Source organism: Candidatus Pantoea communis (assembly GCF_011752685.1).
GTDB classification, from domain to species: domain Bacteria; phylum Pseudomonadota; class Gammaproteobacteria; order Enterobacterales; family Enterobacteriaceae; genus Pantoea; species Pantoea communis.
Genome location: NZ_VWXC01000001.1, coordinates 495,255 through 510,740 on the forward strand (window position 1 = coordinate 495,255; position 15,486 = coordinate 510,740).

Below are 15,486 nucleotides of genomic sequence, written 5' to 3' on the forward strand. Positions count from 1 at the left end.
TTTTTATGGATAAAAAAAAGGCCAGCAGCGCTGGCCTTAATGATTTCATCAAGGACGCTTCAGATTTACCCCGAACACGCCCTAATTGATGTCTGATTACTGCTTAGCCGCATCCAATTCCGCCAGATTTAACCAGGTTTGCACCACGGTATCTGGGTTCAATGACAGGCTATCAATACCCTGCTCCATCAACCACGCAGCGAAGTCTTCATGATCTGAAGGACCCTGGCCACAAATTCCAACATATTTGCCTTGTTTCTTGGCGGCCTGAATCGACATCGACAGCAGCGCCTTCACCGCTTCGTTGCGCTCATCAAACAGTGCAGACACCACGCCAGAATCGCGGTCCAGACCCAGCGCCAGCTGTGTCATGTCGTTCGAGCCGATAGAGAAGCCGTCGAAATACTGCAGGAACTGTTCAGCCAGCAAGGCGTTTGACGGGATCTCACACATCATGATCACCTTCAAGCCGTTCTCACCGCGTTTCAGACCCTGCTTACCGAGTTCTTCCACCACGGCCGCCGCCTGGTCAACGGTGCGCACAAACGGAATCATAATCTCGACGTTAGTCAGACCCATTTCGTTACGTACTCGTTTCACCGCTTCGCACTCCAGCGCGAAGCAGTCGCGGAAGCTGTCCGCCACGTAGCGGCCCGCACCACGGAAGCCCAGCATCGGGTTCTCTTCTTCTGGCTCGTAACGCTCGCCGCCCACTAGATTGGCGTATTCGTTCGATTTGAAGTCTGAGAGGCGCACAATGACGCGCTTCGGTGCAAAGGCCGCGCCCAGGGTGGCGATGCCTTCGGTCAGACGAGCGATGTAAAACTCAACCGGATCATCGAAGCCCTTCATCATTTGACGAATCTGCTGCTGCAATTCCGGTGTCTGCTGGTCAAATTCCAGCAGGGCTTTCGGATGCACGCCGATCATACGGTTGATGATAAATTCCAGACGTGCCAGACCGACACCTTCATTTGGCAGACAGGCGAAGTCAAAGGCGCGATCCGGGTTACCGACGTTCATCATGATTTTCAGTGGCAGGTCCGGCATGGTATCCACTTGCGAACTGGTCACTTCAAAGTCCAGCAGATCCTGATACACATAACCGGTGTCGCCTTCAGCACAGGAAACGGTCACCTTATGCCCATCTTTCAGATAATCGGTGGCATCGCCACAGCCAACGACGGCAGGAATGCCCAGCTCACGCGCGATGATCGCCGCATGGCAGGTACGGCCGCCGCGATTAGTGACTATCGCGGAGGCTTTCTTCATGATCGGTTCCCAATCCGGGTCAGTCATGTCAGTGACCAGCACATCACCCTTTTCGATGCGGTGCATTTCGCTGATGTCATGAATCACTTTCACTTCACCCGCGCCAATGCGATGGCCGATGGCACGGCCTTCCACCAGCACCTTGCCTTTCCCTTGCAGGTTATAGCGCTCCATCACCTGACCGTTAGAGCGCACGGTTTCCGGACGCGCCTGCACAATGAACAATTTGCCGGTGTGACCATCTTTCGCCCACTCGATATCCATTGGGCGCTTGTAGTGCTGCTCAATCAACACCGCCTGGCGCGCCAGATCCTGCACTTCGTCATCGGTCAGGCTAAAGCGGTCACGCTGCTCCTGATCGACATCTTCAATGCGCACCTGCTCACCGTGCTCCTGAGAATCGGCATACACCATGCGGATCTTTTTGGAACCCATGGTGCGACGCACGATGGCCGGGCGATTGGCTGCCAGCGTGGGTTTGTGCACGTAGAATTCATCCGGGTTCACCGCACCTTGCACCACCATCTCACCAAGACCGAACGCCGAGGTGATAAAGACCACCTGGTCGAAACCGGATTCGGTATCAATGGTAAACATCACGCCAGAAGACGCGAGATCGGATCGCACCATGCGCTGAATACCCGCTGACAGGGCAACGCCACGATGGTCGTAGCCCTGGTGCACGCGGTAAGAGATCGCACGATCGTTAAATAAAGAAGCGTACACGTGCTTCACGGCCACCAGCACCGCATCAAAGCCCTGCACGTTAAGGAAGGTCTCCTGTTGCCCCGCGAACGAGGCATCGGGCATGTCCTCAGCGGTGGCGGATGAGCGCACCGCAAAGGAAGCGTCGGCATCATCAGAGGAGAGTTGCTCATAGGCAGTACGAATCGCCTCTTCCAGCTCAGGCAGGAATGGCGTGTCCACAATCCATTGACGAATTTGTTTACCGGCCTTAGCCAGCTCTTCAACATCATCAATATCCGTTTTGTCCAGCAAATCATAAATGCGCTGGTTCAGTCCGCTTTGATCGAGAAACAGATTAAAGGCGTAAGATGTCGTGGCATAGCCGTTTGGCACGGAGACGCCCAGTGACGACAAGTTAGTAATCATTTCTCCCAGGGAAGCATTCTTGCCCCCCACCCGATCAACATCATGCATGCCAAGCTGGTTGTACCAGAGCACTAGCGACTGTTGGTCTTGATTGGACATTGAGATTATCCTTCATTTAAATGATTGGAGCACATGGAACATTTTGCTATTCGCCAAAACAGCCTGGCACAATCAATAAATAAAGACTAAGTGTTGAATCGTTAAAGCAGAAAAAGAAACGCAAATTCGGACTAGTTCCCGCTGGCATCAAAGTTGCGCAACAGGCTTATTTAACGCCGGCACATTGCCGCAACGATATTTTTCCCCTTTTCAGAGGGTTAGCCATTGCTTTTTGTTGCGCAACAGATTCAGACTTTATTTTTACCTTGTGATAAAAATTGCGGGGAAATAGCCGTTTTCAAAACAGCATTTCATCTAATATTGTTCATCACACAAATCAAATTCCAGCAAAAGCGCTAATGATATGGATATTTCATTTTATTTTTAATTAAAATGAAATATCACCAATGACATTGTTACGCAAAAGTAAATGAGAGGGGATTTCGCCTATGAGCTCTGAGCGCAGTGTGTTCTACATTTCAGACGGTACCGCCATTACCGCGGAGGTATTGGGGCATGCCGTTCTGTCGCAATTCCCTGTGAACATCAATAGTGTGACCCTGCCCTTTGTTGAGAATGTTCAGCGAGCTCAGGCGGTTAAGGCGCAGATTAACGCGCTTTATCAGCAAAGCGGCGTACGTCCGATTGTGTTCTTTTCCATCGTCACCCCGGATGTGCGCGAAATCATTCTGGAAAGCGAAGGATTTTGCCAGGACATCGTGCAGGCGTTAGTGGGTCCGCTGCAAAGTGAGCTTGGCGTATCTTCAATGCCAGTGGCGCACCGAACCCATGGTCTGACGGCGAGCAATCTCGGCAAATATGATGCGCGTATTGCCGCGATTGATTACACGCTTGCGCACGATGATGGTATCTCACTGCGTGGTCTGGAGGATGCACAGGTCATTTTGCTCGGCGTCTCTCGCTGTGGCAAAACACCCACCAGCCTCTATCTGGCGATGCAGTTTGGTGTGCGTGCGGCAAACTATCCCTTTATCGCCGATGACATGGATAACCTGAAATTACCGCCGGCGTTACGCGCCCATCAACATAAGCTGTTTGGATTAACCATCGACCCTGAACGTCTGGCGGCGATTCGGCAGGAGCGTGCAGAGAATACCCGTTATGCCTCGATGCGCCAGTGCCGCCTGGAAGTGGGGGAAGTGGAAGCGCTCTTCCGCACGCATCAGATTCGTTACCTTAACAGTACCAACTATTCTGTAGAGGAGATTGCCACCAAAATCCTCGACATTATGGGTCTGCGCCGCAGCATGTATTGATCTGTACGCCAGGCCGTAAAGCCTGGCTTCCGTCTTGTTTCGCTCACCTTTCTTTTTAGCGGGTTGAATTCGCGGCCTATTGGTTTATTGTGACCACCATCACTTCCCGGTATTTCACCGTTGCGAAGAACAGATTTTGAGAATCTCAATGAACAAGACTGATGAACTGCGTACCGCGCGCATCGGCAGCCTGCTAACGCCCGCTGTGCTAGCGCAAGAACACCCCATTTCACCGGAGGTGGCAGCCACCGTCACCGCTGCGCGCCAGCGTATTGCACGCATTTTGACCGGTGAAGATCCACGCCTGTTGGTGATTATCGGCCCGTGCTCGCTACACGACCCTAAAGCCGCGCTGGACTATGCCGAACGCCTCAACGTGTTACGCGAACGTTACCAGGATCGTCTGGAAATCGTGATGCGCGCTTACTTCGAAAAACCGCGCACGGTGGTCGGCTGGAAAGGATTGATCTCAGATCCGGATCTGGATGGCAGTTTCGACGTTAATCGCGGCATCGCCATTGCTCGTAAACTGTTGCTGGATATCAACGCCACCGGTATGCCGACCGCCACCGAGTTCCTTGATATGGTGATCGGCCAGTTTATTGCCGACCTGATCAGCTGGGGCGCCATTGGTGCACGCACCACGGAGAGTCAGATCCACCGTGAAATGGCTTCGGCGCTGTCGTGCCCGGTCGGATTCAAAAACGGTACAGACGGCAATGTGCAAATCGCAGTGGATGCGATTCGCGCGTCACGCGTCAGCCATATGTTCCTGTCTCCAGATAAACACGGTCAGATGACGATTTACCAGACCAGCGGCAATCCGCATGGTCATGTGATTCTGCGCGGTGGCCGTCAGCCTAACTATCACGCCGAAGATGTCGCGGCCGCAGCCGCAAATTTGCGTGATTTCAATTTGCCGGAACAGCTGATCATCGACTTTAGCCATGGTAACTGTCTGAAGCAGCATCGCCGCCAGCGCGACGTCGCAGATGATGTGGCAGCACAAATTCGCGCGGGATCACGTGCGGTGGCGGGTGTGATGATTGAGAGTTTCCTGCAGGAAGGTAATCAGAAAGTGGTGAGCGGCGAGCCGTTAAACTACGGTCAGTCCATTACCGATCCCTGCCTGAGCTGGGAAGATAGCGCCGAAGTGCTGGAGAAACTGGCTGCCGCGGTCGACAGCCGTTTTTAATCACCTTAGCTGGAGCAACTCACCTCCAGCGTTTTGCCCCACTCTGGCGGCCGTTGGCGTAACTCTGCGCTGACGGCCGCATCATCAAATGGCTGTTGTAAAGCCAAATGGAGCCGCTCCAGCGCCGCCTTCTCACCCTGCTCGACTTCTTCAATCACCTGCTGTGCCAGATAATTGCGCAACACCAGCGCTGGGTTGGCCGCCTTCATGACCTGTTGGCGTTGTTCATCTGATGCCTCATCCTGCAGCAGACGCTGACGATAGCCGTCGTACCAGTGGTCAAACGCCTCGCGGTCAATAAATTCATCACGCAGCGGCGAACGCTGTTGATGCTGCTGCGTCTCACTCAGTAAGCGAAAGGTCAACGTGTAATCGCTTCGCTCTTGTGTCATCAGCGACAGCAGTTGCGTCAGAATCGCGTTGTCATTGGCATCGGCAGTCAGAAGGCCCAGTTTAGCGCGCATTTTCTCACCCCAGACCCGCATAAGTTCCGTTTCATAATGGCTGAGCGCCTGTTTTAACTGATCCGTGCTCATCAACCCTGACAATGCATGCGCCAGACGATTGAGGTTCCACAAACCAATCATCGGCTGATTCTCAAAGGAATAACGCCCCTGATAATCGCTGTGATTGCAGATGAATCCGGGTTGGTAATCATCAAGGAAGCCATAGGGACCATAATCCAGCGTCAGTCCGAGGATCGACATGTTGTCGGTGTTCATCACGCCATGCGCAAAGCCTACGCTCTGCCAGTGGGCGATCAGGCTGGCAGTGCGTTTCACGATATCGGTAAACCACAGCACATAGCGGTCAGCGTCATCGCTTAACTGCGGCCAGTGATGATGAATGGCGTAATCTGCCAGTTGCCGGACCTTATCCTGCTCGCCGCCATAGTAAAAATGTTCAAAGTGACCAAAACGCAGATGACTCTCAGCGATGCGCATCAGCATTGCCCCGCGTTCCTGCGTTTCACGCAGCACTGGCTCATCGCCAATCGCCAGAGCCAGCGCGCGAGTGGTGGGAATCCCCAAATGGTGCAATGCTTCCGAAGCCAGGAACTCACGCACGCTGGAACGAATCACCGCCCGGCCATCACCCATACGCGAATAGGGTGTCAATCCCGCCCCTTTTAAATGCCAGTCGAGTTTACGTCCGTTCGTCAGTTGCTGTTCACCCAGCAGAATGCCACGCCCGTCGCCCAGTTGGCCGGCCCACACACCAAATTGATGTCCGCTGTAAACCTGCGCCAGCGGGGCCATACCTGGCAATAGCTCACGACCACTCCAGACGCCGTGCCCCTGCCCAGTGAAGAGCCCGGCATCCAGTTCCATTTCTGCCGCCAGCGGCGCGTTATGATAGAACAGGCGCCCGCCTTCCAACGGCGTTGGCATCAGCGCCGTATAGCATCCCGGCAGCTCTTGCTGCCAGCTATTAATAAATTGCATCACCACTCCAGAAGGTGCACACAAAAAGCACCAACAGTGAGTTTAAAGAATAGGGTTCAGTGTAACGCTGGGCGTCAGCGGATGACAGTTGAAAGGACTACTGCTGTGAAGGGGTGTGCGAAGTCACATCAGGATAAATAAGATCACCTAACCGTTCCGCTTTGACAACCGGGAACAAATTGCCTTGCAGTTGAGCTCCGCTCAGCATGCTGACTTTCTCCAGCATGAGGTTATCGTCAACACCACATATTATGAGCTGATCGGCATAATCTGAGAAATTATCGATGACCGTTTGGATAAATGGTGTAAAAGATGCACGTTTAGCCAGGCCTTGTATAAAGGTTTTATCCAGTTTCAGTACACTAAAGAGATTATCGTAAACTGCGGTCGCAGGTGCTTTACCCGCACCAAATTGGGAAAGTGATAAACGGAATTCCTGCTGTAATGTTGCCAGAAGTGGCTGCGCTTTTCCGCGCGCTAATTGCGGAAACGTTTCGCTAATATCGAGAATAATAAAAGGAAGTTGTTTAAATTTCCTTAACAGAAATTCACTTTCAAGCAGCGTTAACGCCATCGAATCATCAATACGAACCAAAGCGGTAATTTGATGTAGCTCAAAAAAGTCACGGTACTTTTCCAGTAAAGAAAGCTGGCTCTGCATTAACCGTAATTGCTGCGCATCGTCTAATTGCGGCAACAGCAAATCCTGCGGCAGCGTAATAGGTGCGCTGTCGTGGACGAATTGCGTCACCAGCTCGACCGCAGTCAGCTGGCCCGCCAGTGTATAAACTGGATAGAACCAGGTTTCCGACTGATAGTCGGCAGATAAATGGACTTTCATTTTAGCAGCCAGAAGCAGTGGCAATTGGCGCATCGTATATCAATGAAAACGGTCAGGCAATAGGACCAAACGTTAGAAGAGACGCAATTTTGTGCCTGATTAAACCGTTTTAAGCCATAAATAAAACTTAAGCCAAATAGCCTGAGTGGTTGTCCATACTCATTAAATAAATTCAGTCTTATTTTTAGTATTTATGCGAGCACAGGTAAAGTGCCATTTTAAATGAGAGTTAAATTCGAGGGGAATTCAATAATAAACCGGCTGAAAAACCATGAAGAGAATAGGTCATTCAGCACTGGTATGGTAATCATTCAGATACGACGTGCCTGCCAAAATACCTTGCGCCAATAGACATTATCCAGTGAAGAGCGAATCACGCCCTGGCTGGTCGAAGCGTGGATAAAGGTGTTATCGGTATCATAAATACCCACATGCAGGCCATTCTCTCCGCTGCCCGTTTTAAAGAAGACCAGATCACCGGGCAGCAAATCGCGTTTATCAATGCGAGTGCCAATATCCGTCTGGTCAACGGTAGAACGCGGCAGTTGCATATCGAATTTATCGCGGAAGGTCAGATAAACAAAACCAGAGCAATCCACACCGCCTCGACTTAACCCGCCGTAGCGATAAGGCGTGCCACGCCAGCGACCTAACTGATCGTTGAGTTGAGCAATCACGGTGATGGAATCAGAAAGGCGGCCATTCGGCGGCGGCGCGTGATGGCTACTACACCCAACCAGCAGCAGCATCAGAAGAAATACCGTTATTCGCATCAGAATGTCCCTAAATCCGTCGCCCGGATGACACTTTAGCGGCAAATCTGCTTAACAGGCAATGTTAATCAGGGAATAAACAGCAGAGGGCCTTGCGGTGTATCTAATTGTTGAAACTCGGTTTGGTACAACGGAGAGAGATTGGCGGCGGTTAAGACGTCCCGCGCACTCCCCTGCATCACCACTTCCCCCTGATGCATCAATCCTACGCGGTCGGCATGGCGCAGACTGTGGTTAAGATCATGGCCGCTGGCAATCACCGCAATACCGGCGTGGCACAGCTGGAACAACAATTTATCCACGGCTCGCTGCTGCGCGACATCCAATGCCGTCATCGGCTCATCCAGAATTAAAAGCTTGCCGTGAGGATTGATCGCCGGATGGATTTGCATCACCACCGCAGCCAGTCGCACACGCTGCCATTCGCCTCCGGAGAGCTGCGTCAGTTGACGGGTTAATTTGTCCTGTACGCTGAGTTGCGTCAGCACATCATTGAGTGTGACATCTACCTGCGGCGACGCCGAAGAGAAATGCAGACGCAGATAGTGCCAGACGGGCATGGTCCCTAACGCGGCCTGTTGTTGCGGTAACCAGGCACGCCATTGAGCCAGTGCAGCCCCGCTTAAGCGGCTCAACGACGTTCCTGCAAGCTGAATCACGCCTTGAGCCGGCAATAATCCCGACAGCGCACAGAGTAAAGTACTTTTTCCCGCGCCATTCGGGCCCACCAAATGTATCCATTCACCTGCATTGACGCTGAGATCAACCGGAGCCAGACGTCCCGCGACGCTGACTCCCTGACACTGCAACAGCATTTACTCTGCCAGCGCCTGCTCAACGCGTTTCAGGATGATCGGATCATCAGGCGTCATATCCGGAGAGAAACGCGCAATGACCTTACCCTGTTTGTTGATGAGGAATTTTTCGAAGTTCCACAAAATGTCGCCCTCGGCTTTTGGTGCACGTCCTTTGCTCACCATACGCTCGAGGAAACCGCTGCCTTCAGGACGTTCGGCTTCAGGCTGTGCCGCCGTTAACTGCGCATACAGCGGATGACGATTGGCACCGTTCACATCGGTTTTATCGAACATCGGGAAAGTCACACCATAAGTGGTGCTGCAGAAGGTTTTGATCTCTTCGTTGCTGCCCGGTTCCTGCTCCAGAAACTGGTTGCAGGGGAAACCCAGCACGCTAAAGTTTTTGTCCTGCCAGGCTTTCTGCAGTGACTCAAGCTGCTCATACTGCGCCGTCAGCCCACATTTTGACGCCACGTTGACCACCAGCAGTACGTTGTCCTGATACTGTGCCAGCGTCGTTTTTTCGCCGTCCAGGGTAACCAGTTCTGTCTGATAAATGCTCATTGTCGATTCCTGTTGTTGAGACCAAGATGCCAGCCATTGCTAGCGCGAAGATTTCACTAAAAGCACGATAAACAGCGGAGCGCCGAGGGTGGCGGTGACCACGCCAATCGGCAACTCAGCCGACGTCAGCACCAGCCGGGCGATAATATCTGCCCCGAGGAGCACCGCAGCCCCTGCCAGCGCCGAGGCGGGCAGCAGGTATCGGTGATCGCTAAAACCGCTTAAGCGTAACAGATGAGGGATGACCAATCCGACAAATCCGATGGCACCGGCCATCGCCACGCTGGCGCCTACCAGCCAGCCCATCGCCAACACTAACAGGTTACGCCATAACAATAACGGCAGGCCTAGCTGACGCGCCGAGATTTCCCCCAGTGAAAGTAAATTCAGCGTCCGAGCGGTGGCTGTCAGCAGAAGAGTGACCGGCAACAGCGCCAGCATCATCCAGCCATAGCGCCAGTCAATACCGCCAAAGCCGCCCATCATCCAGTACATTAACTGCCGCAGATCGAGGCTGGTGCTAAAGTACACGGCCCACGTCATCACTGCGCTACAGATAATGCCGAGCGCCACGCCCGTGAGCAGTAAGCGACTAACGGAAAGCTGACGATGGGCAAAGTGCAGCAGGATCAGCGTGATCAATAATGCGCCCGCCATCGCCGCCAGCGCCAGGCTCCATAGCGAGCCATTGCCCAGCATCACACCCAACACTAACCCAATGCCCGCGCCATTGGATACGCCAAGCAAGCCGGGTTCCGCCAGCGGATTGTTGAACAGCGCCTGCATCACCACGCCACACACCGCCAGCGCAGCCCCCACCAGCAGCACCGCCAGCGTGCGCGGTAAGCGCAACTGCCAGACGAAGAGTTCACCGTTAGAGGAAAACCATTGGGTTGGCGATATCCAACTGTCTCCGGCGCACAGGCTGAGAATAAACAGCAGCAGCAGAATGGCACTGAGCAGCATCAGCCAGCGCTGGCTACGACGATCGGCCTGACGGGCAAGCTGGTCCAACAGAGTCATAGATAAGATTGGCTGAGAAAACAGAAAATCGATTGTAGTGGGATTGTGGCAAAAAGAAAGCGGCACCGAGTGGGTGCCGCTGAGCATTGCTTATTGATGAGGCGGGATCGGTTGACCGTGATTATCACGCTGATCGTGGTTATCACGCTGGTCATGATGCTGGTCGCGCGGCTGCGGTTTGTTATCGTGGTGCGGCGCATTGCCCGGGTGCTGTGACTGCCAGCCGTTACCGTTCCAGTAACCGTGCGGGCCTTTGGTGCCGATGCGTTGATTGTGGTGCTGTTTCCACCAGGTTGGCGCACGCCAGTCGTAGCCATCCCAGTAGTAGCCACGTTTATCCTGATCACCGATATGAATAGAAACACCCGGTGTGTTGATGTTAACGGAAACATTGGCGCTAGCCAGCAGCGGCATGCCTAACAGGATGCCCAGTAAAAGTGCTGTCTTTTTCATCAGCAATACCCCTTGTTATGTGATGGCGCTGTTATAACAAATGGATTGCCGCAGTCACTATCAGCCAGTGCCGATTTTCATCCTATTTTCCGGATACTTACGAAATCCTGACATTATGGAAAGATTACGCAGAACGGCTATTTTACAGCCAATAAAAAAGGCCGCTAAGCGGCCTTTTTGTCATACTGAAATTAGTCAGCGTCCTTCGGTGTCGCGTTCTCAACGCGACTTTTCAACTTCTGTCCCGGACGGAAGGTCACCACTCGGCGGGCAGTGATAGGAATATCTTCCCCCGTCTTCGGGTTACGGCCCGGACGTTGGTTTTTGTCACGCAGATCAAAATTACCAAATCCGGACAGTTTAACCTGTTCTCCGTTTTCTAACGCGCGGCGAACTTCTTCAAAGAAGAGCTCAACCAACTCTTTGGCATCGCGTTTGCTCAACCCGAGTTTTTCAAACAGGTACTCTGACATTTCAGCTTTTGTAAGCGCCATAGGTTCAATCCCTCAAGGTTGCCTGGAATCGCTCTTTTAATGCCGCAACGCATTTGGCAACGGTCGCGGCAATCTCCTCTTCTTCGAGTGTCCGGCTGGTATCCTGCAAAATCAGGCTAATCGCGAGGCTCTTTTCGCCCTCGTTCACGCCCTTACCACGGTACACGTCAAACAAGTTTACGCCAACTACCTGATTTACGCCAACTTTCTTACACTCCGCGATGATATCTGCTGCGGGCACGTTTTCAGCCACTACCACAGCGATATCACGACGGTTCGCCGGGAAGCGTGAAATCTCGCGCGCGTCAGGCAGGACGCGGTCTGCGACCTTATTCCAAAGCAGTTCAAACACTAAGGTGCGGCCGTTGAGATCCAGCTTACGTTCCAACTCCGGATGAACCACTCCGATAAATCCGATTCGTTCGCCGCGTAAATAAATTGCCGCGCTCTGTCCCGGATGCAGTGCCGGATTGGCTTCTGCACGGAAAGAAATCTCATCGAGTTTACCGGTCAAATCCAGTAACGATTCTAAATCGCCTTTTAAATCATAGAAGTCAACTGTCTGACGCGCCAGATCCCAATGCTCTTCATAGCGATTACCGCTCAGAACGCCCGCCAGCATAAGATCCTGGCGGATACCGAGATCGGCCTGCGTATCAGGAACAAAGCGTAAACCGCTCTCAAACAGGCGCACACGGCCTTGCTGACGGTTCTGGTTATACACCACCGCACCGAGCAGACCGGTCCACAGTGACAAGCGCATTGCCGACATATCGCTGGAAATCGGGCTTGGCAGGATCAGCGCTTCTTCACCCGGATGCAGCAGCTGCTGCACTTTCGGATCAACGAAGCTATAAGTAATGGCTTCCTGATAGCCTTTATCGACGAGCAGGTTACGCGCACGCTTCAGCGACAGATCCGCTTCGCGATGCTTCGTCATAATCAGGCTGGCTTTCACCGGCACGTCTGGAATGTTGTTGTAGCCGTATACGCGGGCCACTTCCTCAACCAGATCTTCTTCAATCGCCATATCGAAACGCCAGCTTGGTGCAACGGCTGTCCACTCGCCATTGCCCACGGTCACTTCGCAACCGAGACGCGTCAGGATATCGGTGACCTGCTCATCGCCGATCACGTGGCCAATCAGGCGGTCCAGCTTTTCACGACGCAGGGTAATGGTGGCGCGCTCAGGCAGCTTGCTGGCGTCGGTTTGATCGATAACCGGACCCGCTTCGCCGCCACAAATGTCCAGCAGCAGTTGGGTGGCCCGCTCAATGGCTTTGAATTGCAGTGCCGGATCAACACCACGCTCGTAACGGTGTGACGCATCGGTATGCAGGCCCTGACGACGAGCACGGCCGGTGATCGCCAGCGGTTCAAAGAAGGCGCACTCGAACAGCACATTTTGGGTTTCTTCATTCACACCGGAGTGCTCACCACCAAAAATGCCGCCCATCGCCAGCGCTTTCTGATGGTCAGCAATCACCAGCGTGTCGCTGCTGAGTTTCGCTTCGGTACCATCTAGTAAGGTCAGGACTTCACCCTCTTCCGCCATGCGCACCACGATGCCACCGTCAATGCGGTCGAGGTCAAAGGCGTGCATCGGCTGACCGAGTTCCAGCAGAACGTAGTTGGTGATATCCACAACCGGGTCGATAGAACGGATGCCGCAACGACGCAGTTTTTCACGCATCCACAATGGCGTTGCCGCTTTCACATTGATGCCTTTTACAACGCGGCCCAGATAACGTGGGCAAGCGTCGGTGGCATCTACGCGAATCGGGAAGGTATCAGTAATGGTCGCTTTAACCGGCTCAATCGTTGGCTCGGTGAGCGGCAGACCGTTGACTACCGCCACATCGCGCGCAATACCAATAATACCGAGGCAATCGGCACGGTTTGGCGTTACGCTGATTTCGATGGTGTTGTCATCCAGCTGCAGATAGCTGCGGATGTCAGTGCCGATAGGCGCATCAGCAGGCAGTTCAATAATGCCGCTGTGATCGTCGGAAATACCCAGCTCAGAGAACGAGCACAGCATGCCTTCTGAAGGCTCACCGCGCAGTTTCGCGGCTTTGATTTTGAAGTCGCCTGGCAGTACAGCGCCGACGGTTGCCACGGCGACTTTCAGGCCCTGGCGGCAGTTTGGCGCACCACAGACGATATCCAGCAGGCGCTCGCCGCCCACGTTGATTTTGGTCACGCGCAGTTTGTCGGCGTTCGGATGCTGGCCGCACTCCACCACTTCACCCACGACCACGCCATGGAACGCACCGGCGACCGGATCCACGCCGTCCACTTCCAGGCCGGCCATGGTGATTTGCTCAGACAGCGCAGCGCTGTCCAGGGCTGGATTTACCCATTCGCGTAACCAGAGTTCACTGAATTTCATTGGATAACCTGCCCTTATTTAAATTGTTTGAGGAAACGTAGATCATTTTCGAAGAAGGCGCGCAGATCGTTCATGCCATAACGCAGCATGGTGAGACGCTCCATTCCCATGCCGAAAGCGAAGCCAGAGTAGACTTCCGGGTCAATGCCCACATTGCGCAGTACGTTCGGATGCACCATGCCGCAGCCCAGCACTTCCAGCCACTTACCATTTTTACCCATCACATCCACTTCCGCAGACGGTTCGGTGAACGGGAAGTAAGAAGGACGGAAACGAATCTGCAGGTCTTCTTCAAAGAAGTTGTTCAGGAAATCATGCAGCGTGCCTTTCAGGTTGGTGAAGCTGATGTCTTTATCGACGATCAAACCTTCCATCTGATGGAACATTGGGGTGTGGGTTTGATCGTAGTCGTTACGATACACGCGACCTGGCGCGATGATGCGGATCGGCGGCTGCTGGTTTTTCATGGTGCGGATCTGCACGCCAGACGTCTGGGTGCGCAGCAGACGGGTGGCATCGAACCAGAAGGTATCGTGGTCAGCACGCGCCGGATGGTGGCCAGGAATGTTGAGTGCGTCGAAGTTATGATAGTCATCTTCGATTTCCGGACCAGTGACCACCGCAAAGCCCAACTCGCCGAAGAAGTTTTCGATACGATCGATGGTGCGGGTCACCGGGTGCAAACCGCCGTTCTCAACGCGGCGACCAGGCAGCGAGACATCAATGGTCTCTGCGGCGAGGCGCGCATTCAGCTCAGCGCTTTCCAGGGTGTCTTTACGTGCGTTAAGACGATCCTGCACCTGCTGCTTCGCTTCGTTAATCACCGCGCCTGCTGCCGGACGGTCTTCCGCTGGCAGTTCACGCAGGGTGGTCATTTGCAGCGTCAGATGCCCTTTCTTACCCAGGAATTCGACGCGCACGGCGTCCAGGGCGGCGATATCCGACGCCTCGTCGATAGCGGCCGTGGCACGGGCCACCAGGTCTGCGAGTTGGGACATGATTTCCTCTTCTTCCAGCCGGGCTGGTCAGTTCTTGTTAGGACCGTGAGATCCGATAAAGTGTCGCCAGAAACAAAAAAGCCTCCACGAGGGAGGCTTTCAGCGCGATTTTTCGTTTCTTTTCTTATGCGCAAAAGCCCCCGATTGTCAGGCGCTAAAGTAAAAAAAGAAACGGAAAATAGCAGCGTGCATGCTTGCGTTACCTTGTCTTGATAGAAACCGCACTATTGAAAAGCCCAGCGGTTAAAATGTCAATCTTTTGCGTGAGTTGCAGGCAATAAAAAAGGGAGCAAGCTCCCTTTTTCATCTGACTTACGCCAGAGCTGATTTTGCTTTTTCGACCAGTGCCGTGAAGGTCACTTTGTCGAACACAGCGATGTCAGCCAGAATCTTACGGTCGATTTCAATAGAGGCTTTTTTCAGGCCATTGATGAAACGGCTGTAAGAGATACCGTTCTGACGGGCCGCAGCGTTGATACGCGCGATCCACAGCTGACGGAACTGACGCTTACGTTGACGACGGTCACGGTAAGCATACTGACCAGCTTTGATAACAGCCTGGAAAGCAACGCGGTAAACACGTGAACGTGCACCGTAGTAGCCTTTAGCTTGTTTTAAGATTTTCTTGTGACGTGCGCGAGCAATTACACCACGTTTTACGCGAGCCATGTGAGCTCTCCTATATCATATTCTGTGATGCCCTATTCCCTGCAGTACGCAAAGTGTTCAGGCAGATTTATAAAAAGTTTA

The 15,486-nt window shown here is 53.3% G+C and carries 15 protein-coding genes and 1 other annotated feature; of the genes, 2 read left to right on the forward strand and 13 right to left on the reverse strand.

Translation table 11 applies throughout. The features are described from left to right. Positions 1-96: 96 nt before the first annotated feature. Entirely contained in the window at positions 97-2,484 is a 2,388-nt protein-coding gene (gene ppsA, locus F3J37_RS02585) for a phosphoenolpyruvate synthase (RefSeq protein WP_166931625.1), read from the reverse strand. A gap of 449 nt (positions 2,485-2,933) precedes the next feature. On the opposite strand from ppsA, the gene ppsR reads away from it, so the two are divergent. Then, on the forward strand, positions 2,934-3,761 hold the full coding sequence (gene ppsR, locus F3J37_RS02590) for a posphoenolpyruvate synthetase regulatory kinase/phosphorylase PpsR (protein ID WP_166931628.1): 828 nt from the start codon (positions 2,934-2,936) through the stop codon (positions 3,759-3,761). Between the two features lie 148 nt (positions 3,762-3,909). After that, a complete protein-coding gene (locus F3J37_RS02595; protein ID WP_166931630.1) occupies positions 3,910-4,956 on the forward strand; it encodes a 3-deoxy-7-phosphoheptulonate synthase in 1,047 nt (348 codons plus the stop codon). Positions 4,957-4,961: 5 nt separating this feature from the next. On the opposite strand, the gene F3J37_RS02600 is transcribed toward F3J37_RS02595, so the two are convergent. The 12 genes from F3J37_RS02600 to rplT all read right to left on the reverse strand — a co-directional run bounded on the left by F3J37_RS02600 (position 4,962) and on the right by rplT (position 15,405). After that, entirely contained in the window at positions 4,962-6,401 is a 1,440-nt protein-coding gene (locus F3J37_RS02600; RefSeq protein WP_166931633.1) for a protein adenylyltransferase SelO, read from the reverse strand. A 97-nt stretch (positions 6,402-6,498) separates the two neighbouring features. Continuing rightward, positions 6,499-7,242 carry an EAL domain-containing protein gene (locus tag F3J37_RS02605; RefSeq protein WP_166932023.1) on the reverse strand — a complete coding sequence of 248 codons (744 nt, stop codon included), beginning with the start codon at positions 7,240-7,242 and terminating at the stop codon, positions 6,499-6,501. A 311-nt stretch (positions 7,243-7,553) separates the two neighbouring features. Continuing rightward, positions 7,554-8,015: an NlpC/P60 family protein gene (locus tag F3J37_RS02610; protein WP_097119267.1), complete on the reverse strand. Its 462-nt coding sequence runs from the start codon at positions 8,013-8,015 to the stop codon at positions 7,554-7,556. A 68-nt stretch (positions 8,016-8,083) separates the two neighbouring features. Next, positions 8,084-8,830 carry a vitamin B12 ABC transporter ATP-binding protein BtuD gene (btuD, locus tag F3J37_RS02615; RefSeq protein ID WP_166931635.1) on the reverse strand — a complete coding sequence of 249 codons (747 nt, stop codon included), beginning with the start codon at positions 8,828-8,830 and terminating at the stop codon, positions 8,084-8,086. Continuing rightward, positions 8,831-9,376, reverse strand: coding sequence for a glutathione peroxidase (locus F3J37_RS02620; RefSeq protein ID WP_034821708.1), 546 nt, complete (start codon positions 9,374-9,376; stop codon positions 8,831-8,833). Between the two features lie 39 nt (positions 9,377-9,415). After that, positions 9,416-10,399 carry a vitamin B12 ABC transporter permease BtuC gene (gene btuC, locus F3J37_RS02625; protein WP_166931637.1) on the reverse strand — a complete coding sequence of 328 codons (984 nt, stop codon included), beginning with the start codon at positions 10,397-10,399 and terminating at the stop codon, positions 9,416-9,418. Positions 10,400-10,489: 90 nt separating this feature from the next. After that, complete coding sequence (locus F3J37_RS02630) at positions 10,490-10,852, reverse strand: DUF2502 domain-containing protein (RefSeq protein ID WP_166931640.1); 363 nt, start codon at positions 10,850-10,852, stop codon at positions 10,490-10,492. Positions 10,853-11,043: 191 nt separating this feature from the next. Then, entirely contained in the window at positions 11,044-11,346 is a 303-nt protein-coding gene (gene ihfA / locus F3J37_RS02635) for an integration host factor subunit alpha (protein ID WP_007892687.1), read from the reverse strand. Positions 11,347-11,350: 4 nt separating this feature from the next. Beyond that, complete coding sequence (pheT, locus tag F3J37_RS02640) at positions 11,351-13,738, reverse strand: phenylalanine--tRNA ligase subunit beta (RefSeq protein ID WP_166931642.1); 2,388 nt, start codon at positions 13,736-13,738, stop codon at positions 11,351-11,353. A gap of 14 nt (positions 13,739-13,752) precedes the next feature. Beyond that, positions 13,753-14,736 (reverse strand): phenylalanine--tRNA ligase subunit alpha, encoded by a 984-nt coding sequence (pheS, locus tag F3J37_RS02645; RefSeq protein WP_166931644.1) that lies wholly within the window; start codon positions 14,734-14,736, stop codon positions 13,753-13,755. A 71-nt stretch (positions 14,737-14,807) separates the two neighbouring features. After that, positions 14,808-14,933 (reverse strand) — a sequence feature (Phe leader region). Next, positions 14,884-14,928 carry a pheST operon leader peptide PheM gene (gene pheM, locus F3J37_RS02650; protein ID WP_121626058.1) on the reverse strand — a complete coding sequence of 15 codons (45 nt, stop codon included), beginning with the start codon at positions 14,926-14,928 and terminating at the stop codon, positions 14,884-14,886. (Overlaps the previous feature by 45 nt.) Positions 14,934-15,048: 115 nt before the next feature. After that, entirely contained in the window at positions 15,049-15,405 is a 357-nt protein-coding gene (rplT, locus tag F3J37_RS02655) for a 50S ribosomal protein L20 (RefSeq protein WP_007892678.1), read from the reverse strand. Positions 15,406-15,486 lie beyond the last annotated feature (81 nt).

Bases quoted from the DNA above. Each gene is read 5' to 3' on its own strand.
- F3J37_RS02595 (WP_166931630.1), top strand. From the start codon at position 3,910: ATGAACAAGACTGATGAACTGCGTACCGCGCGCATCGGCAGCCTGCTA.
- F3J37_RS02630 (WP_166931640.1), bottom strand. From the start codon at position 10,852: ATGAAAAAGACAGCACTTTTACTGGGCATCCTGTTAGGCATGCCGCTG.
- F3J37_RS02600 (WP_166931633.1), bottom strand. From the start codon at position 6,401: ATGCAATTTATTAATAGCTGGCAGCAAGAGCTGCCGGGATGCTATACG.
- btuD (WP_166931635.1), bottom strand. From the start codon at position 8,830: ATGCTGTTGCAGTGTCAGGGAGTCAGCGTCGCGGGACGTCTGGCTCCG.
- pheT (WP_166931642.1), bottom strand. From the start codon at position 13,738: ATGAAATTCAGTGAACTCTGGTTACGCGAATGGGTAAATCCAGCCCTG.
- ihfA (WP_007892687.1), bottom strand. From the start codon at position 11,346: ATGGCGCTTACAAAAGCTGAAATGTCAGAGTACCTGTTTGAAAAACTC.
- btuC (WP_166931637.1), bottom strand. From the start codon at position 10,399: ATGACTCTGTTGGACCAGCTTGCCCGTCAGGCCGATCGTCGTAGCCAG.
- ppsR (WP_166931628.1), top strand. From the start codon at position 2,934: ATGAGCTCTGAGCGCAGTGTGTTCTACATTTCAGACGGTACCGCCATT.
- F3J37_RS02605 (WP_166932023.1), bottom strand. From the start codon at position 7,242: ATGAAAGTCCATTTATCTGCCGACTATCAGTCGGAAACCTGGTTCTAT.
- F3J37_RS02620 (WP_034821708.1), bottom strand. From the start codon at position 9,376: ATGAGCATTTATCAGACAGAACTGGTTACCCTGGACGGCGAAAAAACG.
- rplT (WP_007892678.1), bottom strand. From the start codon at position 15,405: ATGGCTCGCGTAAAACGTGGTGTAATTGCTCGCGCACGTCACAAGAAA.
- pheS (WP_166931644.1), bottom strand. From the start codon at position 14,736: ATGTCCCAACTCGCAGACCTGGTGGCCCGTGCCACGGCCGCTATCGAC.
- F3J37_RS02610 (WP_097119267.1), bottom strand. From the start codon at position 8,015: ATGCGAATAACGGTATTTCTTCTGATGCTGCTGCTGGTTGGGTGTAGT.
- ppsA (WP_166931625.1), bottom strand. From the start codon at position 2,484: ATGTCCAATCAAGACCAACAGTCGCTAGTGCTCTGGTACAACCAGCTT.